This window comes from Duganella radicis (assembly GCF_009720825.1).
GTDB lineage: Bacteria > Pseudomonadota > Gammaproteobacteria > Burkholderiales > Burkholderiaceae_D > Rugamonas > Rugamonas radicis.
In genome coordinates this window covers 598,176-619,333 of record NZ_WNKY01000001.1, presented here as the reverse complement: position 1 = coordinate 619,333, position 21,158 = coordinate 598,176, and the positions used below count along the sequence as shown (strand labels likewise).

The 21,158-nt window shown below is 62.4% G+C and carries 23 protein-coding genes; 15 read left to right on the top strand and 8 right to left on the bottom strand.

Annotated features, from left to right (window positions below; genetic code table 11):
* Positions 1-9 precede the first annotated feature (9 nt).
* Genes GM676_RS02510 through GM676_RS02500 form a run of 3 tightly spaced genes read left to right on the top strand, consistent with a single transcriptional unit; the run spans position 10 to position 2,476 of the window.
* Entirely contained in the window at positions 10-648 is a 639-nt protein-coding gene (locus GM676_RS02510; RefSeq protein ID WP_155461788.1) for an FABP family protein, read from the top strand.
* Positions 648-1,292 carry an HAD family hydrolase gene (locus GM676_RS02505; protein WP_155461787.1) on the top strand — a complete coding sequence of 215 codons (645 nt, stop codon included), beginning with the start codon at positions 648-650 and terminating at the stop codon, positions 1,290-1,292. The genes GM676_RS02510 and GM676_RS02505 overlap by 1 nt, the downstream gene beginning before the upstream one ends.
* A complete protein-coding gene (locus tag GM676_RS02500; protein ID WP_155461786.1) occupies positions 1,289-2,476 on the top strand; it encodes a glycosyltransferase in 1,188 nt (395 codons plus the stop codon). The genes GM676_RS02505 and GM676_RS02500 overlap by 4 nt, the downstream gene beginning before the upstream one ends.
* Here GM676_RS02500 and GM676_RS32725 read toward each other — a convergent pair.
* Complete coding sequence (locus tag GM676_RS32725) at positions 2,418-4,034, bottom strand: methyl-accepting chemotaxis protein (RefSeq protein ID WP_155461785.1); 1,617 nt, start codon at positions 4,032-4,034, stop codon at positions 2,418-2,420. The two genes, GM676_RS02500 and GM676_RS32725, sit on opposite strands and share 59 nt — an antisense overlap.
* A gap of 255 nt (positions 4,035-4,289) precedes the next feature.
* Between GM676_RS32725 and GM676_RS02490 the strand changes: the two genes are divergently transcribed.
* Positions 4,290-5,066 carry a DNA/RNA non-specific endonuclease gene (locus GM676_RS02490; RefSeq protein ID WP_155461784.1) on the top strand — a complete coding sequence of 259 codons (777 nt, stop codon included), beginning with the start codon at positions 4,290-4,292 and terminating at the stop codon, positions 5,064-5,066.
* A complete protein-coding gene (locus tag GM676_RS02485; protein WP_155461783.1) occupies positions 5,063-5,311 on the top strand; it encodes a hypothetical protein in 249 nt (82 codons plus the stop codon). The genes GM676_RS02490 and GM676_RS02485 overlap by 4 nt, the downstream gene beginning before the upstream one ends.
* 2 nt (positions 5,312-5,313) lie before the next feature.
* Here GM676_RS02485 and GM676_RS02480 read toward each other — a convergent pair whose 3' ends face one another.
* Together GM676_RS02480 and GM676_RS02475 are read right to left on the bottom strand one after the other, a co-directional pair.
* Positions 5,314-6,303, bottom strand: a complete 990-nt coding sequence (locus GM676_RS02480; protein WP_229262484.1) for a sensor domain-containing diguanylate cyclase — start codon at positions 6,301-6,303, stop codon at positions 5,314-5,316.
* 15 nt (positions 6,304-6,318) lie between these two features.
* Positions 6,319-7,083 carry a sensor histidine kinase gene (locus GM676_RS02475; RefSeq protein WP_155461782.1) on the bottom strand — a complete coding sequence of 255 codons (765 nt, stop codon included), beginning with the start codon at positions 7,081-7,083 and terminating at the stop codon, positions 6,319-6,321.
* Between the two features lie 139 nt (positions 7,084-7,222).
* On the opposite strand from GM676_RS02475, the gene queE reads away from it, so the two are divergent.
* From queE to GM676_RS02450, 5 genes are read left to right on the top strand one after another with little or no spacing between them, the layout of a single operon-like run.
* Entirely contained in the window at positions 7,223-7,858 is a 636-nt protein-coding gene (gene queE, locus GM676_RS02470) for a 7-carboxy-7-deazaguanine synthase (RefSeq protein ID WP_371866073.1), read from the top strand.
* A complete protein-coding gene (gene queD, locus GM676_RS02465; RefSeq protein WP_155461780.1) occupies positions 7,858-8,307 on the top strand; it encodes a 6-carboxytetrahydropterin synthase QueD in 450 nt (149 codons plus the stop codon). Before queE ends, queD begins: the two co-directional genes overlap by 1 nt.
* Positions 8,297-8,782, top strand: a complete 486-nt coding sequence (gene tadA / locus GM676_RS02460; RefSeq protein ID WP_155461779.1) for a tRNA adenosine(34) deaminase TadA — start codon at positions 8,297-8,299, stop codon at positions 8,780-8,782. Before queD ends, tadA begins: the two co-directional genes overlap by 11 nt.
* A 41-nt stretch (positions 8,783-8,823) precedes the next feature.
* Complete coding sequence (locus GM676_RS02455; protein WP_155461778.1) at positions 8,824-9,765, top strand: alpha/beta fold hydrolase; 942 nt, start codon at positions 8,824-8,826, stop codon at positions 9,763-9,765.
* 10 nt (positions 9,766-9,775) lie between these two features.
* The gene (locus GM676_RS02450; protein WP_155461777.1) at positions 9,776-10,696 is read left to right on the top strand and encodes an LD-carboxypeptidase; all 921 of its coding nucleotides are present in this window, start codon (positions 9,776-9,778) and stop codon (positions 10,694-10,696) included.
* Here the strand turns inward: GM676_RS02450 and GM676_RS02445 are convergent, their stop codons facing one another.
* From GM676_RS02445 to GM676_RS32000, 3 genes are all read right to left on the bottom strand, one after another.
* Complete coding sequence (locus GM676_RS02445) at positions 10,697-11,191, bottom strand: hypothetical protein (RefSeq protein WP_155461776.1); 495 nt, start codon at positions 11,189-11,191, stop codon at positions 10,697-10,699.
* A gap of 77 nt (positions 11,192-11,268) precedes the next feature.
* The gene (locus GM676_RS32005) at positions 11,269-12,072 is read right to left on the bottom strand and encodes an FxDxF family PEP-CTERM protein (RefSeq protein ID WP_155461775.1); all 804 of its coding nucleotides are present in this window, start codon (positions 12,070-12,072) and stop codon (positions 11,269-11,271) included.
* A gap of 285 nt (positions 12,073-12,357) precedes the next feature.
* On the bottom strand, positions 12,358-13,194 hold the full coding sequence (locus GM676_RS32000) for a PEPxxWA-CTERM sorting domain-containing protein (protein WP_229262483.1): 837 nt from the start codon (positions 13,192-13,194) through the stop codon (positions 12,358-12,360).
* 412 nt (positions 13,195-13,606) lie between these two features.
* Between GM676_RS32000 and GM676_RS02430 the strand changes: the two genes are divergently transcribed.
* From GM676_RS02430 to GM676_RS02410, 5 genes are all read left to right on the top strand, one after another.
* The gene (locus GM676_RS02430) at positions 13,607-15,208 is read left to right on the top strand and encodes an ABC-F family ATPase (protein ID WP_155461774.1); all 1,602 of its coding nucleotides are present in this window, start codon (positions 13,607-13,609) and stop codon (positions 15,206-15,208) included.
* A 6-nt stretch (positions 15,209-15,214) separates the two neighbouring features.
* A complete protein-coding gene (gene nadA / locus GM676_RS02425) occupies positions 15,215-16,360 on the top strand; it encodes a quinolinate synthase NadA (RefSeq protein ID WP_155461773.1) in 1,146 nt (381 codons plus the stop codon).
* Entirely contained in the window at positions 16,357-17,223 is an 867-nt protein-coding gene (gene nadC / locus GM676_RS02420) for a carboxylating nicotinate-nucleotide diphosphorylase (protein WP_155461772.1), read from the top strand. The genes nadA and nadC overlap by 4 nt, the downstream gene beginning before the upstream one ends.
* A 104-nt stretch (positions 17,224-17,327) precedes the next feature.
* Positions 17,328-18,113 (top strand): PEP-CTERM sorting domain-containing protein, encoded by a 786-nt coding sequence (locus GM676_RS31995; protein WP_155461771.1) that lies wholly within the window; start codon positions 17,328-17,330, stop codon positions 18,111-18,113.
* Between the two features lie 45 nt (positions 18,114-18,158).
* Entirely contained in the window at positions 18,159-18,944 is a 786-nt protein-coding gene (locus GM676_RS02410) for a substrate-binding periplasmic protein (protein ID WP_155461770.1), read from the top strand.
* On the opposite strand, the gene GM676_RS02405 is transcribed toward GM676_RS02410, so the two are convergent.
* Together GM676_RS02405 and nadB are read right to left on the bottom strand one after the other, a co-directional pair.
* Complete coding sequence (locus GM676_RS02405; RefSeq protein WP_155461769.1) at positions 18,931-19,473, bottom strand: GNAT family N-acetyltransferase; 543 nt, start codon at positions 19,471-19,473, stop codon at positions 18,931-18,933. The genes GM676_RS02410 and GM676_RS02405 overlap by 14 nt on opposite strands.
* Positions 19,470-21,083 carry an L-aspartate oxidase gene (gene nadB / locus GM676_RS02400; protein WP_155461768.1) on the bottom strand — a complete coding sequence of 538 codons (1,614 nt, stop codon included), beginning with the start codon at positions 21,081-21,083 and terminating at the stop codon, positions 19,470-19,472. The genes GM676_RS02405 and nadB overlap by 4 nt, the downstream gene beginning before the upstream one ends.
* Positions 21,084-21,158: the final 75 nt, after the last annotated feature.

Sequence of the window (21,158 nt, the reverse complement as noted above, 5' to 3'; positions counted from 1 at the left end):
GGACCACGCATGACCGAGTTTTCCACCGATATCTACACCGAACCGCATCCCATCGACGTCAACACACTGAACAACCTTGGCCCGCTGGCGCCAATGGCCGGCATCTGGAAGGGCGAGCGCGGTCTGGATATCAAACCCAAGGCCGATGGCGCGCGCAAGCAAGCCTACGTCGAGCGCATCGAGCTCTATCCCATCGACCCTGTCACCAACGGTCCGCAGCTGTTCTATGGCTTGCGCTACCTGATCATCGTGAACAAGCCGGATAACGTGAAGACCTACCACGAGCAGGTCGGCTACTGGCTGTGGGAACCGAAGACCAAAACCGTGATCCAGACGCTGGGTATCCCGCGCGGCCAGATCGCCATGGCCTCCGCCGTGGTGGAGCCGGATGCGAAGGAGTTTGAACTGGTGGCGCGCCTGGACTCCGATACCTACGGCATCCGCTCCAATCCTTTCCTTGAATACGGCTTCAAGACGGTGGAGTACCGCATCAAGGTGACCATCAACGACGACGGCACCTGGGGCTACGAAGAAGACACCGTGATGCTGCTGCGCGGCGAGGAGGAATTCCACCACCGCGACCGCAACCTGCTGCACCGCGTGGCCGAGCCGGTGCCGAATCCGCTGGCCAGCGGCGTCCCGGCCTGATGCTGCGGGCGATTTTATGGGATAACGACGGGGTGCTGGTCGATACGGAGCGGCTGTTTTACGAGGCCAACCGGGAGCTGTTCCTGCCACTGGGGCTGGAGCTGAGCGCGCAGCACTTTTTCGACTGGTATCTGGCCGATAACTGCGGCGCATGGCATTTGCTGGAGCCGCGCCTGTCCGAGGCGCAGGCCGAGGAACTGCGCCAGCAGCGCAACCAGCGCTATGCGATACGGCTGGCGTCCGAGCATATCCCTGCCATCGACGGCGTGGCCGAAACGCTGGCCGCCTTGTCGCCGCGCCTGCGCATGGGCGTGGTCACCAGTTCCAATTGCGATCACTTCGAGATCATTCACCAGCGCCTCGACCTGCTGCCGTATTTCGAGTTCGTGCTGACGCATGAATCCTACACCCACAGCAAACCGTCGCCGGAGCCGTATCTGCTCGGTCTTGAGCGCATGGGCGTAAGCGCAGACGAGGCGCTGGTGATTGAAGATTCGCCGCGTGGCTTGCAGGCGGCGACGGCGGCGGGTATCCGCTGCATCATCCTGCGCAATGCGCTGACGCGGCATCACGATTTTCCCGGCGCCTGGCGCGTGGTCGACACCATGGCGCAGGTGCAAGCGGAAGTGGAAGCGCTGCTATGAGCCACATCCACCTGTGCTGGGAGCTGGGCGGCGGGCTGGGTCACGCCGGCCGGCTGAAGATGCTGGCGCAGGGGCTGCTGGCGCGCGGCCACCGCGTGACCATGAGTTTGCGCGATCTGATGGCGACGCACGCCATGCTGGCCGATCTGGACATCCTCAAGCTGCAGGCGCCGGTGTGGCTGCACGATGCGGTGGGTTTGCCGCCATCCGCCAATCTGGCCGAGATCCTGTTCAACTGCGGCTATCTGGAACCGGCCGCTCTGCGTGGCATGGTGGCGGGATGGCGCGCCATGTTCGGGATTTTGGCGCCGGATCTGGTGGTGGCCGATTACGCGCCCACCGCCTTGCTGGCGGCGCGCAGCATGGGCTTGCGCAGCGCGTCGGTGGGCAATGGTTTTTACAGTCCGCCACCGGGGCAGTCCCTGCCGGCGTGGCAGCAAGCGCCCGCGGAGCGGCTGGCGTCTTCGGAAGCGCGCATGCTGGCGACGGCCAATGCGGTGCTGACGGAATATGGCGCGTCGCCGTACCAGCATGCGGCCGATGTTTTTCTGGGCGATTTGCCGCTGCTGTGCACATGGCCGGAACTGGATCACTGCGAGCCTGCGTCGCGTGGCGCTGCGGAGTGGCTGGGGCCCAGCTTCGCGGCGCAAGGCGGCATCGCGCCGCATTGGCCCGAGGGCGAAGGGCGCAGGGTGTTCGCCTATCTGAAGGCCTCGCATGCGTCGCATGGCGCGGTGCTGAACGCCTTGGTGGAGGAGGGCTGCCGCGTGCTGGCCTACGTGCCCGAGGTGGCGGCCGGCGCGGCGCCGCCGCTGGTCAGCGATCGCGTGTTGTATGCGGATGCGCCGGTGGCGCTGCCGCAAGCATTGGCACAGGCCGACCTTTGCGTTTGCCATGCCGGCGAGGCCACGCTGGCGCAATCGCTGCTGGCCGGCGTGCCTTTGCTGATGCTGCCGTCGCATACCGAACAATTTTTAAGCGCGCGTCGCGTCGCCATGTCCGGTGCCGGCTACAACGCCGCGCTGCTGACGCCCGCATCGGACTGGCGTGCCACGTTACGGCCTTTGCTCAATGATGCGAGCTACCGCGAGGCGGCGCGGGCTTTCGCCGCCCGCCACCAGGGATTCAGCCAGCAGTGGATGAACCAAGCGCTGGCAGTACGGCTGGAGCGTCTACTGGCTTAACGCCACGGCGCCCGGCGCCACTCAATTTGAACACGCTGACCGCGCCCACCAGGTTCGACGCCTGCTCCTGCATGGTGATGGCCGCCGCCGAAGCCTGCTCCACCAGCGAGGCGTTCTGCTGCGTGCTCTGGTCCATTTCGGTGATGGCGCCGTTGATATGTTCAATGCCGGTCAGTTGCTCCTGGCTGGCGGAGGCGATTTCGCTCATGATATCGGTCACGCGGCGCACGCTGGCGACGATTTCTTCCATCGTGGCGCCGGCCTGGTCGACCAGCCGCGCACCCGCATCCACCTTGTCGACCGAGTCGCCGATCAATTCCTTGATTTCCTTGGCCGCCGCGGCCGAGCGCTGCGCCAGGTTGCGCACCTCGGACGCCACCACCGCGAAGCCGCGCCCCTGTTCGCCGGCGCGCGCCGCTTCCACCGCCGCATTCAGCGCCAGGATATTGGTCTGGAAGGCGATGCCGTCGATGACCGCAATGATGTCGACGATCTTGCGCGCCGAGGCGTTAATCGAGGCCATGGTGTCCACCACCTGCGCCACCACTACGCCGCCTTTGCCCGCCACGTCGGAGGCCGACATGGCCAGCTGGTTGGCCTGACTGGCGTTGGCGGCGTTCTGCTTGACGGTGGACGTCAGCTGTTCCATCGACGAAGCGGTTTCCTCCAGCGAGCCAGCCTGGCGTTCGGTGCGCTCGGACAGGTCGAGATTACCGGCGGCGATTTCCGCCGACGCGGTGCCGATCGAATGCGTCCCTTTGCGCACTTCGGAGACGATGGAAATCAGGCTGGTGTTCATGTCCTTCAGCGCGGCGGACAACTGGCCGATTTCGTCGCGGGTGCGGATCTGGATTTCGGAACTGAGGTCGCCGTCGGCCACGGTGCGGGCCACGCGCACGGCGTAGCGGATCGGCCGCACGATGGTGCCGGTGACGTACCAGCCGGCGAAAACGCCAAGCCCCGCGCCGGCCACGCCCAGCGCGATCATCAGCAGGCTGGCGTTGCTGGCGGTCGTCCCCGCGCTGGCGCCGGATTCTTTCATCAACTGCGCCTGGAATGCCACCAGCTTGTCCAGCGACGCCACGTAGGCCGCTTGCGCCGGACGCACTTTTTGCAGCAGCAGCGCGGTCGCGGTGGCCTTGTCGCCAGCGCGCGCCGCAGTCACCATCTGGTCGCGCAGCGGCGAATAGGCCGCGCGCGCGTCGTTCACCAGCTGGTACAGCGCCAGCGCTTCCGGGCGATGGATGATACCGCCCAGCTGGTCGAGCAGGGCGCGGATATCCTTGCTGCGTTGTTCGATGGCGGCAAATTCAGCGCCGGCGTCGGCGGCATCGAGCAGCAGCACGTCGCGCAGGCTGCTTGACTGCTGTGCCACGTTGTCCTTGATCTGGTTGAGCAGGCTGATTTTCATGTAGCGGTCGTTGACCGTCAGGTCAACTTCCTTGCTGGTGGCGCGCAGCCCCAGAGCACCGACCACGACCACCATGGTCAGCAACAAAGTGGTCAGGGAAAAGGCAATCGTCAGGCGGTGGCCAATCTTCAGGTTCGCAATGTTCATGAGAGATGGTAGTTGCTTATAGGAATACCAAATGTATATCGGAAAACACATGCCTTGTCAGCAATCTTGCTTAACAACATGAACATATGCGTGGATAAAGCAACAACGCTGATGTATAATGGCTACGTAAGTTATCGCATCAAAAGAAATATCAAAACATTGCCTCTGGTAGGGCTGGATGTTTGAAAGGGCTGGCGCCATCAAGGGCCGGCCCTTTTTGTTAGAATGCCCGGTCTGTAATGTTTCTAGGATGTTATGTTTCTGATTCAACGATCTTTGGCTGTCGCCGCCTTGCTGACGGCCAGCCTGGCCTCCGCCGGCGAATGCCCGGTTCACTATGTCGACGGCCGCCTGCCTGAAATCCGCAATCCCAAAATGACGGCCGCCACCACCGAGTTGTGCTACGGTGTATTTGGCGTGATGCATTCCGGGATCACGCGCACGCCGCTGTGGTCGGCCGAGCACCTGACCGCGCAAAACATCGATGCCGCCAAGACCCTGTCGCGCGAAAATTCCTTCCATCCCGAGGCACGCCTGCCAGCCCGGGCGCGCGCCGAGCTGGCCGATTACGCCCGCAGCGGCTATGACCGCGGCCACATGGCGCCGAACGGTGACATGCCGGACCGCGAAACCCAGCACGAAAGCTTCACGCTGGCCAACATGGTGCCGCAGGACTCGGAAAATAACCGCCACGTCTGGGCCGGCATCGAAGGCGTGGTACGCAAGCTGGCGCAGAAGGAGGGCGACCTGTATGTGATCACCGGCCCGGCCTTCATCGGCGGCAACCTGCAAAAGGTCGGCAACGTGCTGGTGCCGACGCATTTGTATAAACTGGTGTACAGCCCGCGCCAGCGCGCCGGCGCCGCCTTCTTCATCGAAAACCGTGGCGACGCGCAGTATGAAATGCTGAGCGTGGCGCAGCTGGAAGACAAGGTCGGCATCAATCTGCTGCCATCGCTGTCGCCGGCGCAAAAGCAGGTGATGCTGCGCCTGCCGAAGGTGAGACAACGTAAAGACGGGAGCAAAAGATGAGCAAATTCGTGCCTTACAAAAATGAGTCGGACGTGCTGCACATCGGCGGCCTGACCATCGAGAACCGGCTGGACCGCGTCACCATCGCCGGCGATATCGACCTGACCGCCGACCAGGCCGGCCTGAAGGACGCGCGCGCCTTGCAACAACTGCTGACCGAGGTGGTGGCCAAGCTGGAAGCGCAAAAACTGCCGGCCACGTTGCCGCCTGCAGCCAACACCATCGTCGCCAATCCTTTCGAGTAAGCTCAATCCGCGCCCGGCAGACTGATACGGTTGCGGCCCATGTGCTTGGCGCGGTACAGCGCCGAGTCGGCCGTCGCCACTAGCTGGCTGGGATCGTTCTCGGGCGCTGCCAGCGCGGTGGCCGCGCCTATGCTCACCGTCACCACATGCTGTTTGCTGCCGAGATTGGGCAAGTGCAGCTGCTCGACCCGGCAGCGGATGCGCTCGGCCACGATGGCCGCGCCTTTCAGTGACTGGTTGGGCAGGATCACAGCAAATTCCTCGCCGCCGTAGCGCGCCACCAGATCGTTGGCGCGCATTTCGCTGGAGACAGCGGTGGCGATGCGTTGCAGGCATTCGTCGCCGCCCAGGTGGCCGTAGGCGTCGTTGTACTGCTTGAAGTTGTCGACGTCCACCATCAGCAAGGACAGGGGCTGCTGCTGGCGCAAGGCGCGCTGCCACTCGGCGTTGAGGGTGTCGTCGAAGCAGCGGCGGTTGGCCAGTCCGGTCAGGCCATCGCGCGTGGCCAGCTGCTCCAGCGCCACCTGCGCGCGCTTTTCGTCGGTGACGTCGCGCAGGGTTTCCACCACCGCCACCAGCTTGCCGTCGCTGTCGAAGATGGGGCTGGCGTCGGCGGCCAGATAGCGGCGCCGGCCCACGCGCGGCATGTCGCACCAGTTTTCGGCGCACAGATTGTTGTCGGTGTCGTTGCGGCGCGCGTGCTGGCGGTACAGCCGGTGCAGGTCGGCGGCGCGGCCCTGGATCACCAGGTCGGCCAGGGTGGGGCGCTGCTCCTCATAGAAGCTTTTCCAGTGATCCGAGGTACCCAGCACTTCCCACGCCGCCACGCCGGTCAGGCGCTCGCACGCCAGGTTCCAGATGATGACCTTGCCGTTGATGTCGAGGACGAAGGTGGGGATCACCAGCAGCTCCATCAGCTTGAGCGCAAAGCCGTGCTGCTGGTCTGCCTGCGAAAACTCCATCAGGTGCTGGATTTTTTGTGTTCCACTCATGGACGCCGCCTTATATTATTGGATGGGGAAAGACATGGTGAGCGCCGTGCCCGTGCCGGGCGTGCTGGCGATATCGAAGCGGCCGCCGGCCTCGCTGACGCGCTGGGCAATGCCACGCAAGCCGTGGCCGCGCCGGGCCACCGGTTGCGGCAAGCCGACGCCGTTGTCGCGCACGGTCAGGCTCAGGCGCTGGCCGTGGCGGCACAGGCCGACGCAGACCTCGGAGGCGTGGGCGTGGCGGACAATGTTGCTCAGCGATTCTTGCAGTACCCGGTACAGCACGGTTTCCATGCCGTCGCCGGGGCGGGAGTCGAAGGCTTCCGGCTCGGCGTCCAGCCGGCAGCGGATGCCGCTCAGGCGCGAAAACTGGGCGATTTGCTGCTGCACCGCGTCTTCCAGCCCGGCGTGCAACGCTTCGTCCGCCAGGTCTTGCACCACGGCGCGCATGGCGCGGGTGGCCAGCTGGATGCGCTGGTCCAGCTGGATCAGCGATGCGTGCAAGGCCGGATGGCGGGCGGCCAGCGCGCTGGTGTCGAGGCTGAGCGCCAGCAGTTGCTGGCCAAGGTCGTCATGCAGGTCGCGCGCGATGCGGCGGCGCTCGGCATCGCGCAGCGAATGCTGACTGGCGCTGAGACGGCAGATTTGTTGGCGTGCCTCGATCAGTGCGCGCGTGGCGTGAACGCGCTGACGCCACCACAGCAGCAGGCAGGCGGCACAGGCCAGCACCCACGCGCTGGCGCAGACGATATCGATTTCAAGCAGGGGCGGCGCGTATCTCATGGTGTATCTTCCTGTGATGGCCACGAGTCAACATATCGTGCTTGCCCATTGGAAGCATTGTGAAATGTCAATATCAGGCGGTTCTAGCTGGAAACTGTGGTGTGGGATATAATTGAGGGTTGTCCTATCAGGAACTATCGTGACTTACAGCATCAAAGAGATTTTCTACACGTTGCAGGGTGAAGGCGCCCACGCCGGCCGCCCGGCCGTGTTCTGCCGCTTCTCCGGCTGCAACCTGTGGACCGGCCGTGAAAGCGACCGCGCCAGCGCCATTTGCCAGTTTTGCGATACCGATTTTGTCGGCACCGACGGCGAAGGCGGCGGCAAGTTCAAGACGCCGCAGGAACTGGCCGAGACCATCAACGCGCTGTGGCCGACGAGCTATACCGCCAGCAAATACGTGGTGTTCACCGGCGGCGAACCACTGCTGCAACTGGACAAACCGCTGATCGACGCGATGCACGCGGTCGGCTTCACCATCGCGATTGAAACCAACGGCACGTTGCCGGTGCCGGAAGGCGTGGACTGGATCTGCGTCAGCCCGAAAATGGGCTCCGAGCTGGTGGTGAAGAAGGGTAGCGAAATCAAGGTCGTCATCCCGCAGGCGAATCAGGACCTGTCGGTGTATGAACAGCTGGACTTCGAGAATTTCTACGTGCAAGCCATGGACGGCCCGCTGGCCGAGTTCAATACCAAACTGGCGATCGAAACCTGCAAGCGCAATCCGAAATGGAAACTGAGCCTGCAAACCCATAAACTTTTACAGATACCATAATGTTGACCATCACCCGCAAGCTGGAATTCGACGCCGGCCACCGCATTCCCGATCACAAAAGCCAGTGCCGCAACCTGCACGGCCACCGCTACACGCTGGAAATCACCCTGACCGGCAATATCATCGATGTTGAAGGCAATTCCGACAACGGCATGATCATGGATTTCTCGGATATTAAAGCGTTGGCCAAGGAGCATCTGGTCGACGTCTGGGACCACGCCTTCATCGTCTACGAAAAAGACGCTGCCGTGCGCGATTTCCTGGCCACGCTGCCGAATCACAAAACCGTGGTGATCGACCGCATCCCGACCGTGGAAAACCTGGCCCACGTGGCGTTCGCCATTCTGAAGGCGGCCTACAAGGACCGCTACGGCACCGGCCTGCACCTGCACAAGCTGGTGCTGCACGAAACCCCGAACTGCTGGGCCGAGATCACCGATGGTGTCTGATACGGCCTTCATGCGGCTGGCGCTGGAACAGGCGCAGCAAGCGTGGGACCTCGGCGAGGTGCCGGTCGGCGCCGTCGTCGTCAAGGATGGCGAGGTGATCGCGGTCGGTTGCAACCAGCCGATCGGCAAGCACGATCCGACCGCGCACGCGGAGATCGTGGCCTTGCGCGCCGCCGCCGAAAAACTCGGCAATTACCGCCTGCCGGGTTGCGAATTGTACGTGACGCTGGAGCCGTGCGTGATGTGCTCGGGCGCCATGATGCATGCGCGCCTGGCGAAGGTGGTGTACGGCGCCGCCGATCCGAAGACCGGCGCCTGCGGTTCGGTCGTCAACCTGTTCGAGCAGGAACAGCTGAATCACCACACCGAAATCGAAGGCGGTGTCATGGCCGAGGAGTGCGGCGCCATGCTGAAGAACTTCTTTGCCGCCCGCCGCGCAGCGGCGGCCGCTGCCAGACGCGCCACGCAGGAATAAAAATGGTATGCTAAATCCCAGGTTCGATCTGGGAGATGGTCTTGGCTACCGCGCAAGCAAACGGCATCACGATTGCCTATGAAACCAGCGGCAATCCGCTTGATCCACCGGTACTGCTGATCATGGGGCTGGGCATGCAGCTGATCGCCTGGCCGCAGGATCTGGTGGATGGCCTGGTGGAGCAGGGCTATTACGTGGTCCGCTTTGACAACCGGGATATCGGCCTGTCCAGCAAACTCCATCAGCACAAGAAGCCCAACCTGCTGTGGGCTTATGTCAAATCCTTGTTCGGCTTGCGGCCGGCTTCCGCTTACACTCTCAACGATATGGCCGACGATGCGCTCGGCCTGCTCGATGCGCTGGCCATCAGCCGCGCGCATGTGGTCGGCGTGTCGATGGGCGGCATGATCGCGCAAATCTTCGCTTCGCGCTTTGCCGGACGCACACTGAGTCTCACGTCCATCATGTCCACCAGCGGCAGGCGTGGCTTGCCTGGCCCGACAGCGGCGGCGCGCAATGCCATGATGCGGCCGGCCGACCCGAACGACCGCAAGGCCGTGGTCGAGCGGGCGCTGCATGTCTACCGGACGATAGGCAGCCCCTCGTTTCCGACGCCGGAGCGCACGCTGCGGGCCGGCATCGAACGCGCGGTCGAGCGCGGCACCAGCCCTGACGGCGTGGCGCGGCAACTGGTCGCCATCGTGGCTTCAGGCGACCGCACGCCGTTGCTGCGCAAGATACGTTGTCCGGCGCTGGTGATCCACGGCGCCGCCGATCCGCTGGTGCCGGTGGCGTGCGGCGTCGATACCGCGCAATCGATTCCGGGGGCACGCCTGCACGTGATCGAGGGTATGGGCCACGATCTGCCGCAGCAGTTGATCGAGCGCCTGCTTGCCTTGCTCGACCAACACCTGCACGGTAATATGACGCCGGAACTTCCCCCGCAAGCCGCGCATCGTGCCGGCAGCGGCACCCATCACTGACAGAGACATTTTGAGCACATCGACAATCGGCATCGCCATCGCGGCGCCCAGCGGCCGCCCGCCCGACATCGAGGCCTACAAGCTGGGCGTACAACGCCTGCAACAGCAGGGCTTCCTGGTCCACGACTACTACGACGACGACAAGAAATTCCAGCGCTTCGGCGGCACCGACGAGGTGCGGCTGGCGCAGTTGAATGCGGCGGCGGCCGATCCGGAGGTGCAGGTGGTGGTGGCGCTGCGCGGCTCGTATGGCATGTCGCGCCTGCTGCCCATGATCGATTTCCGCCAGATGGCCGACAGTGGCAAGCTGTTTGTCGGCTACAGCGATTTCACCGCCTTCCAGATGCCGCTGTTCAAGCAAACCGGCCGCATCAGCTTTGGCGGGCCGATGATGTGTGACGACTTTATCCGCCCGGAGCCGGTGCGGTACACGCTGGATCAGTTCTGGAACTGTCTGCGCGGCCCGGTGCACACGGTGCGCGGCGCGGTGGCCGAGGGCGGCGCCGACAATCCGCGCATCGATGTCAGCGGCAGGCTGTGGGGCGGTAACCTGGCGATGATGGTGAGTTTGCTGGGCACGCCGTATTTCCAGGCGCCGGAGCAGGGCATCTGCTTTATCGAGGACGTCGGCGAGCATCCGTACCGCATCGAGCGCATGGTGCTGCAACTGTTGTACGCCGGCGCGCTGGACGGTCAACGTGCGCTGGTACTGGGCGATTTCTCGGGCTACAAACTGAACCCGGTGGACAATGGCTATGATTTCGAGGCCGTGCTGGCTTATCTGCGCCAGCGCCTGCCGATTCCGGTGCTGACCGGCCTGCCGTTCGGCCATATCAAGGAACGCGCCACGCTGCCGTATGGCGGCATGGCGCAACTGGTATCGGATGCGCGCGGATTCGACCTGACGATCAGCGATTACCCGACGCTGTAATCACTGCACCCGGCGCACGCGCGGCGCCTGGTTGGCGCCTTCGATTTCCAGGAACATGGTGCCAATGCCGTTGCGGGTGATCTTGACCTTGGGATTTTCCACTTCGGTGACGTAGCCGCTGCTGTCGTCGGCCACGCGCCAGATCTGGCCGTTGGCGAGGCGGAACTGCGTGCTTGGGCTCCAACCTTCGATACGGCCGAGCAGGGTGCTTTCGATGGCGTTGGGCTCATCCGACTTGCGCATCTGGCTGGCGGACAGGCCGAAGTTGGCGGCAGGGTCGGCGGCCGGCGCGGCAACGGCCGCAGGGGCCGCGGTGGCGACAGGCGCGACAGGCACGGTTTTGGCAACTGGTGCGGGAGCGGTGGTGGCGACGGGAATCGCGTCGTAGCAGGCCACACGGCTGGAAACATCGGGGATGGCGCGGCAACGCAACAAGTCGGCGTCACTGGCCAGGGCGGAACCGGATACTGCGAGCAAAACAAGCAAAGCTTTCATCAAACTCTTTCCAGGTAACGGGCGCCGCGAGCAGCGGCGCCCTCTGTTCCGGATTATATCCAGAACAAGCCTGGCAGTCAGGCTTGACGGCGACGACGGGCAGCGAAGCCCACCAGGCCCAGGCCGGCGATCAGCATGGCGTAGGTTTCTGGCTCTGGAACGGCGGTGACGGTGAAGTCATAGCCGATCGAGATTTGCTGGCCTTTGGCCAGGTTGCCGAAGTTGTAGCCCAGCGCGATGCTGCTGTCCGAGTACGAGTCGCCGGTAGCCACGGTGGCCAGGGTGTATGGGTTGGTTTCCCATGGCTGGGTGATGCTGGCATTGGCCGACCAGCCGCCGGTGCTGCTCAGCGTCACGTTGAAGCCGGTGTTGTAGCCCAGGGCCGATACCGCGCCGCCCACGCCTTGGCCCAGGATGGTGTTCTGGGTGTCATACACGCCGTAGGTGTTGGCATCCTGGTCAGGGTCGAAGCCGACGCCATACGCCACGTTGTTCAACGTGCCGCCCGAAACGTTGGTCAGCACCACGTTGGTGTGGATGATGTTCGAGGTGTTGTCGAAGGTGATGGTCTGGGTGATTTTCAGGCCGTTGTAGGTGCCGCCCGAGGTTGCCACATAAGTGGTGCCAGCCAGCGCCAGGCTGCCGGTCCACGAGCCGAAGGTGTTCGAGCTACCGCTGGCGGTTGCGACCGAGCCGTCCACGCCCAGGGAGTAGAAGGCGAAGGGCGTGCCTGGGGTCAGGAAATCGACACCATTGCTGAAGTTGCCGGTGCCGCTAGGGTCATACTGCAAACCGGTAAAGCTGGTGAAGTCGATCAGCGCGCCGTTGTTGCCAACGCCGAACTTCAGATAATCGCCAGTCACCGTAATATCTGCTGCCATTGCCGACGCTGCGCCCATAGCCAGGACCGCCGACACCACTGCTTTGCGTAGAATGTTTTTCACTGCTGTTCCCCTTTAATTAACGTCATTAACATCGTAGGTGAGACTAGAAGTATCCTCGTTAACCCATAACGAGTAGCCATTGTCCAACAGGGTTTTAACTTTTACAACTAAAATATAGAAATGATAACGAATTTGTTTGCATAACGTTATTTGTTCGCCACAGTACATATAAAAAAGCCCGCCTTGTGACAAGGCGGGCTGAATGGCCTGAAAAAGCGGTGTTCAGGCTTGTTTGCGACGGCGGGCGGCGAAGCCCACCAGGCCCAGGCCGGCGATCAGCATGGCATAGGTTTCCGGTTCAGGAACCGCGCCGGCGATGGTGTAGTCATAGCCGATCGAGACTTGCTGGCCAGCGTGCATGTCGCCGAACTTGTAGCCCAGCGCGATGGCGTTGTCACCGTCGCCGACGTTGGTGACGCCGGAGGTCAGGAAGTAAGGATCGGTCTGCCAGTTGTTGACCGAGGCGGTGGTGTCCACCCAGCCGCTGGTGTTGCTCATCGTGACTTGCAGGCCGGTGTACGCGCCCAGTGCGGATACCGATGCGCCTACACCCTGGCCATTGATGGTGTTGATGGTGCTGTAGACCCCATAGCCCGGGGCGTCCTGGTCGGGATCGAGGCCGGTGCCGTACACCACATTTTTCAGCGTACCACCCGAAACGTTGGTCAGTACCACATTGGTGTGGATGATGTTGGAGTTCAGGTCGAAGGAAATGACCTGGGAGAGCTTCAGGCCATTGTAATTGCCGTTCGACGTGATGACGAAGGTCGTGCCTGCGCCGTTGAAGGTGCCGGTCGTCGAGGTAAACGGGTTGTAGGATGGGCTGTAGCCGCCAGCCGTGTCCCAGCCGCCGTTGACGCCGAGAGAGAAGTAAGAAAACGGGATGCCTGGCGTGATGAAGTCAGGGCTGCTGCTGAAATTGCCCGTCCCGGTAGGGTCGAACTGGATGCCGGTCAACGTGCCGAAGTCGATCAGCGAGCCGTTGTTGCCCACGCCAAACTTCAGATAATCACCGGACACCGTGACGTCCGCCATTGCCGACTGGGCCCCTAACAGCATGACCGCCGACACTACTGCACTGCGTAGAATTTTATTCACTTTGTTCCCCTGTAATAGTTGAAATCCTAAGTGAAACTGGAACTACCCTCGTTAACCCCCTTAACGAGCTTTGATTGTCCGCCTGAGTTTTAATTGATGCAACTAAAATGTACTAATGATAATGAAAATTAAGATAGAACGTCATATGTACGCCACATGACATACAGCAACAGGAACCCTTATAGATAAAGGCTTTCTTTGTTAGCGCTAGCCTCGTATTACGCTGCGGCAGCACTCGCGCGCCGGGGCGAAAGTCCGCATCGAATAAACTTCGTAAGTGCTTGTTTTATATATGGCCCGGCACGCGGTTTGGCGTGCTTGCTGTATAATTCCGCCTTTCCGCATTACCTAATCCGCAAAGTCCAATTCCAATATGCTCTCTACAGCAAACATCACGATGCAATTCGGCGCCAAGCCGCTGTTTGAAAACATCTCCGTCAAGTTCGGCGATGGCAACCGTTACGGCCTGATCGGCGCCAACGGCTGCGGCAAGTCCACTTTCATGAAAATCCTTGGCGGCGACCTGGAGCCGTCGGCCGGCAACGTGATGCTGGACGTGAACGAACGCCTCGGCAAGCTGCGCCAGGACCAGTTCGCCTATGAAGAGATGCGCGTGCTGGACGTGGTGATGATGGGCCACACCGAGATGTGGGCCGCCATCGCGGAGCGTGACGCGATCTACGCCAATCCCGACGCCACCGACGACGATTACATGAAAGCCGCCGACCTGGAAGGCAAGGTCGCCGAGTATGACGGCTACACGGCCGAAGCGCGCGCCGGCGAGCTGCTGCTGGGCGTGGGCATCTCCATCGACCTGCACCAGGGCCCGATGAGCAATGTGTCGCCGGGCTGGAAGCTGCGCGTGTTGCTGGCGCAGGCGCTGTTCTCGAATCCGGACATCCTGCTGCTGGACGAACCGACCAATAACCTGGACATCAACACCATCCGCTGGCTGGAAGATGTGCTCAACGAGCGCAACTCCACCATGATCATCATCTCCCACGATCGCCACTTCCTGAATCAGGTGTGCACCCACGTGGCCGACATGGACTACGGCACGCTGAAGATCTACCCGGGCAATTACGATGACTACATGCTGGCGTCGACGCAGGCGCGCAACCAGCAGCTGGCCAACAACGCCAAGGCCAAAGAGAAGGTCGCCGAATTGCAGGAATTCGTGCGCCGCTTCTCGGCCAACAAGTCCAAGGCCCGCCAGGCCACCTCGCGCGCCAAGATGATCGACAAGATCAAGGTGGAAGACATCAAGCCATCCTCGCGCGCCTATCCGTTCGTGCGCTTCGAAGGCGAGAAGAAGCTGCACCGCCTGGCCGTGGAAGCGGAAAACCTCAGCAAGAAATACGACCGCCAGCTGTTTAACAATTTCAGCATCATGGTGGAAGCGGGTGAGCGTATCGCCATCATCGGCGCCAACGGCGCCGGCAAGACCACCATGCTGCGTTGCATCGGCGGCGACGATATCGCCGGCCTGCATGCCGATCACGGCACCGTGAAGTGGGCGGAAAACGCCAATGTCGGCTACATGCCGCAGGATCCGACCGAGGACTTCGCCACCGATATCAACCTGACCGACTGGATGGGCAAGTGGACCAAGGAAGGCGACGACGATCAGGCCGTGCGCTCGATCCTCGGCCGCCTGCTGTTCGGCGGCGACGAGGTGAAGAAGTCGGTGCGCGTGCTGTCCGGCGGCGAGAAGGGCCGCATGATGTACGGTAAGCTGATGCTGGGCCGTCACAACGTGCTGCTGCTGGACGAGCCGACCAACCACATGGACATGGAATCGATCGAGTCGCTCAACATCGCGCTGGAAAAATACGCCGGCACCCTGATCTTCGTGTCGCACGACCGTGAATTCGTGTCGTCGCTGGCCAACCGCATCATCGAGATCAAAGAAAATGAAGTCGTCGATTTCCGCGGCGGCTATGAAGAGTATCTGACCAGCCAGGGTATCGCCTAAGCCATCATGCAAGCCATCGAGATCAAACCCGTCGAGTATGAACATCCACAAGACGGCGCCAGCTGCGTCGCCCACGCCTGGGCGCGCACGCCGGCCACGCCGACCGCCGAACAGCGCGTCGAGCTGAAAGAGCGCATCAAGCGCCTGTTGAAGGAAAAAGAAGCGGTGCTGGTGTCGCACTACTATGTCGACGCCGACCTGCAAGACCTGGCCGAGGAAACCGGCGGCTGCGTGTCCGACTCGCTGGAGATGGCGCGCTTCGGCCGCGATCACCCGGCCAAGACGCTGGTGGTGGCGGGCGTGCGCTTCATGGGCGAGACGGCCAAGATTCTCAGCCCGGAAAAGCGCATCCTGATGCCGGACCTGGACGCCACCTGCTCGCTGGACCTGGGCTGCCCGGTGGATGAATTCAGCGCTTTCTGCGACCAGCATCCGGACCGCACGGTGGTGGTGTACGCCAACACCAGCGCCGCCGTCAAGGCGCGCGCCGACTGGATGGTGACCTCGTCGATCGGCCTCGATATCGTCAAGCACTTGCACGAGCAGGGCAAGAAGATTCTGTGGGCGCCGGACAAGCATCTGGGCTCCTACATTCAGAAGCAGACCGGCGCCGACATGCTGCTGTGGCAGGGCTCCTGCCTGGTGCACGATGAATTCAAGGGCGTGGAACTGGAGCTGTTGAAAGCCCAGTACCCGCAGGCCAAGATTCTGGTGCATCCGGAATCGCCGGCCAATGTGGTGGCGCTGGCCGACGTGGTCGGCTCGACCACGCAGATCATCAACGCCGCCGTGGAATCGGACTGCGACACCTTCATCGTCGCCACCGACAACGGCATCCTGCACAAGATGCGCGCCGCCGCGCCGGGCAAGCGTTTCATCGAAGCGCCGACCGCCGGCAACAGCGCCACTTGCAAGAGCTGCGCACACTGCCCATGGATGGCCATGAACGGCTTGCAAAACCTGGCCGACGTGTTGGAAAACATGGACAACAGCAGCGCAAACGAGATCTTCGTCGATCCGGAAATCGGCCAGCAGGCCGTGACCTCGATCACGCGCATGCTGGATTTCGCGGCGGCCAAGAAGGCTAAAGTGCAGCCCGGTCCGGATCTGGCGAAAGAAGCTAAACTGTTTTCGGGAATCGGTCCTGCATGAGCACTTTGTTGAACAAGTTCGCGCCGTTTGACGACGCGCTGAAATCCGCCTTCGAAGCCAATCTGCTGGCGGCCTTGCTGGAAGACGTGGGCAGCGGCGACCTGACCGGCCTGTTGGTGCCGGAAGGCGGCCGCGCCCAAGCCCGCGTGATCGTGCGAGAAGACGCGGTGCTGTGCGGCGCGCCCTGGTTCGAAGGCATCATGAACTGCATGCAGGCCGGGATTGAAATCGACTGGAAGTACGCGGAAGGCGATTTGATGAAGGCCGACAGCGTGGTCTGCACCATCGTCGGCCCGGCGCGCGCGCTGCTGACGGCGGAACGCGCTGCCTTGAACTTCCTGCAATTGCTGTCCGGCGTGGCCACCGCCACCCGTAAATACGTGGACGTGATTGCCGGCACCCGCGCCCGCATCCTGGACACCCGCAAGACTTTGCCGGGCCTGCGCCTGGCGCAGAAGTACGCGGTGCGCGTCGGCGGTGGCCAGAATCAGCGCCTGGCGCTGTACGACGGCATCCTGATCAAGGAGAACCACATCGCGGCGGCGGGCGGCATCACCAACGCGGTGCTGGCGGCCAAGGCGCTGAACAAGGGCGTGTCAATTCAGGTGGAAGTGGAGTCGCTGGGTGAGTTGAAGGAAGCGCTGGATGCGGGCGCCGTCTCCATCCTGCTGGATAATTTCGACACCGGCATGATGCGCGAGGCAGTCACCATCAACGCCGGCCGCGCGCTGCTGGAAGCCTCGGGCGGCATCAACTTCGACACCGTGCGTGCCATCGCCGAGACTGGCGTGGACCGCATCTCGATCGGCAGCCTGACCAAGGACATCCGCGCCACGGATTATTCTTTACGTATTGTCGGGTAATCAAACTTTATTGTTGAGTTCGCCCGCGCACGATTGGAATTATCAAAAAAAGTATTAAATAAAACAATAAAATCTAGGCTCTTTTTAACAAAGGAGCAATCTAGATGAAACTAAAATACGTTGCGGGTGTAGTGGGGATGTTGATGCTGGCGGGCGTAGCGCATGCGGACAGCTTCGTCAACGGCGGTTTTGAGAATGGCGATACCAGCGGCTGGACCACCGGCGGCGGTTATCGCGGGCTGATCGGCAACAGCGATCTGACGCCCGCGCAGTTTCTGCCAGGCGGCACCCTGAACAGCGATGACGGCAGCCGCGGCGCCGTCATCGACGGCAGCTATGTCGATCCCCACCTGGGCAGCCTGCTCGGCTCGACCATCTATAGCGGCAAATACGCCTATCGCGCCGAGGACACCTCGACCGGCGGCTATGCCACCGCCATCAGCCAGAAAGTCAATAACTACACCGACTCGCAAATCGTTTTCGCCTGGAAGGCAGTGCTGGAGAACGGCGGCCACGAAGAGAACGATTCCGCTGTGATGAAGCTGACGCTGGTCGACGACACCACCGGCCAGTTGCTGGTCAGCCGCACCTACAATGCGGGCTATACCGGTTCGGGTGTCGATTCGCGCTTCCTGAACGACGCCAGCACCGGCTTGTTCTACACCCCGACTTGGCAGGTTGAAACGCTGAGCATCGACTCGTCCTTGGCGGGTCACAACTTCACGCTGTCGTTGCTGGCGGCCGATTGCAGCCCTACCGCGCACACTGGCTATGCTTACCTCGACGGCTTTGGCGCGGCGCTGCCAGTACCTGAGCCGACCACCTACGGCATGATGCTGGCCGGCCTGGGCATGCTGGGCATGGTGGCGCGCCGCAAAAAGTCGGCATAAAATAGTCTCCAGCCGGATCGCCCGGCGCGGGGAGGTCGCTTGATCATGCATGGTTCTGTCAGCCGGCGGCGTGCGTTGATAAGCCTGTGCGGCATGGCGCTTGGCGCCTTGCCGCATTTTTCATGGAGCCGTCCGCCGGCTGAACACGAACTGGTGGTGATCGGCACCCGCTTCGAAAATATTTACGAGCGCCGGCCCAACGGCGAATTCGGCGGCATGGGTGTGGATCTGCTGCGGCTCTTCGCGCAACGCCACGGCTACCAGTTGCGGTTTGAAATTTATCCGTGGCGGCGCGCGCAAGAACTGATCAACGGCGCGCGGGCCGATGTGCTGGTCGGGCCTTACAAAACGGTGGAGCGTACCCGCACCATGCTGTTCAGCGGCCAGGCCTTCTTTCAGGATCAGGTGGCGTTCTACGTGCGCGCCGATGCCATGCCGGTGTGGGAGGGCGATTACCACATGCTGCGCGGCCGCCGCATCGTCACGCTCAACGGCTGGAACTACGGTCCGGCCTTCACCAAGGCTGCGCCGCAGCTGAATATCAGCGTGACCAACTCTGTGGAAAACGGCTTGAAGATGCTGACTGCCGCGCATGTGGAAATGTTCGCCACCAACCGGCGCGACACCGACCCTGTGGTGGCGGCCTTGGGCATGCAGGACAAGGTGATGGCGCTGGCGCCGCTGATTGATGTGCAGGATGCGTATTTTGCGTACCCACTGTCGCCACGCTTTCGCGACATGCCGCGGCAGATGGACCAGATGCTGGCCGAGATGAAGGCGCGTGGCGAACTGCAAAAGCTGGCGCGCCGCTACGGCGTTATTCCACCTTGATGGATTTGCGCATTTTGGCCAGCGGAACTTTCACGTTATCCGGCAGATCCAGTTCGATGTGCTCGACCACCTCGAAACCGCAAGCCATGTAGAGCGGCACGCCAGGCATGGTGGCCGCCAGTTCCAGCGTGTGGAAGCCGCCGGTTGCCGCCGCGTCGGTGCAATGCTGGAGCAGCAAACGTCCCAGCCCTTGCCGCGCCGCCGATGGATCGACAAAGAAGGCGCGGATGCGGGCTGGCTCGCGTGCTGGATCGAGCAGGGGATCGGCGCCTTGCTTGGTGCGGTCGGCGCCGAACAAGGTGCTGCGCTTGCTCCAGCCGCCGCATGCCGCAAGCTGGCCGTTCTTTTCGATGACAAAGTAGGTCTGGTCCGCCACCAGTTGGGTGTCCACACCGAACACGTGGCGCGTGACGGCTTGTGCCTGTTCGGCGGTGTAGAAACCTTCACTCAACGCGATGCCGGAGCGCTTGATCAACGCTTCCATGGCAGGAATGTCGGCCGGGGTGGCGTGGCGGACGGCGATCGTCATTTGCGTCGCGGCGGCGTGAGGATGGTCGGCAGGGCCTTGGCCAGCGTCTCGGGATAGTCGCGGCTGAAATGCAGGCCGCGGCTTTCACGGCGCAGCAGCGCGCTGTTGACGATCAGGCTCGCCACCTCCACCAGGTTGCGCAGTTCCAGCAGGTCGTGCGTGACGCGGAAGTTCTGGTAGTACTCGTCGATTTCTTCCTTGAGCAGCGCAATGCGGTGCTGGGCGCGTTCCAGACGCTTGGTGGTGCGCACGATGCCGACGTAGTTCCACATGAAGCGGCGCAGTTCATCCCAGTTGTGGGCGATGACCACTTCTTCATCGGCGTCGGTGACGCGGCTTTCATCCCAATCCGGCAGGTAGGGCACTTCGCCTTTTTCGCGGCTGGTGATGTCCAGCGCGCAGGCGCGGCCGATCACCACGCACTCCAGCAGCGAGTTGCTGGCCAGGCGGTTGGCGCCATGCAGGCCGGTGCAGGCGGTTTCGCCGACAGCATACAGGCCTGGCAGGTCGGTGCGGCCATGCAGGTCGGTGACGATGCCGCCGCAGGTGTAGTGCGCCGCCGGCACGATCGGAATTGGTTCCTTGGTGATGTCGATGCCGAGCTCCATGCAGCGCGCATAGATGGTCGGGAAGTGCTCGATCAGCCATTCGGCCGGCTTGTGGCTGATGTCCAGGTGGACGTAATCCAGGCCGCGCTTCTTGATTTCAAAGTCGATGGCGCGCGCCACCACGTCGCGCGGCGCCAGTTCGGCGCGTTCGTCGTGCGACAGCATGAAGCGCTGGCCGGCGGCGGTGCCGGCTTCCGGCGGCAGCTTGAGCAAGCCGCCTTCGCCGCGAATCGCTTCAGTGATCAGGAACGACTTGGCGTAGGGGTGGTACAGACAGGTCGGGTGGAACTGGATGAATTCCATGTTCGACACGCGGCAGCCGGCGCGCCACGCCATGGCGATGCCGTCGCCGCTGGCGGTGTCCGGATTGGTGGTGTACAGGTACACCTTGCCGGCGCCGCCAGTGCACATGATGGTGTGTTCGGCGGCGAAAGTGTGCACCTGGCCGGTTTGCTCGTCTTGTACATACAAGCCGTAGCACTTCGGCTGGGCATTGCCTTTTTTGACAGGGTGCAGCTTGTCCGAGGTAATCAGGTCGACCGCGCAGTGATGCTCGAACAGGGTGATGTTCGGATGGGCGCGGACTTTTTCTTCCAGCGTGGTTTGCACCGCGTTGCCGGTGGCATCGGCCGCGTGAATGATGCGGCGCTGGCTATGGCCGCCTTCGCGCGTCAGGTGGAAGCCCAGTTCCGCCGATTCGTCCCTGGTGAAGGGGACGCCTTGTTCGATCAGCCATTCGATCGCTTCACGGCCGTGCTCCACGATGTAGCGGGTGGCGCCTTCGTCGCACAAGCCGCCGCCGGCGATCAGGGTGTCGTTAATGTGCTCGGTGTGGCTGTCGCCCGAATCCAGCACGGCGGCAATACCGCCCTGGGCCCAGTTGCTGGCGCCGTCCTTGAGGGCGCGCTTGGAAATGATCGCTACGGTACGGGTTTCGGCGAGGTGCAGGGCGACCGAGAGGCCGGCCAGGCCGCTGCCGACAATTGCAACATCAAATTTCATGATTACGTGAGTGATTAGACACTAAAGAAGTATGACTATAGACCATTTGTCATAGTCGCGTCACAAATAGCCCTT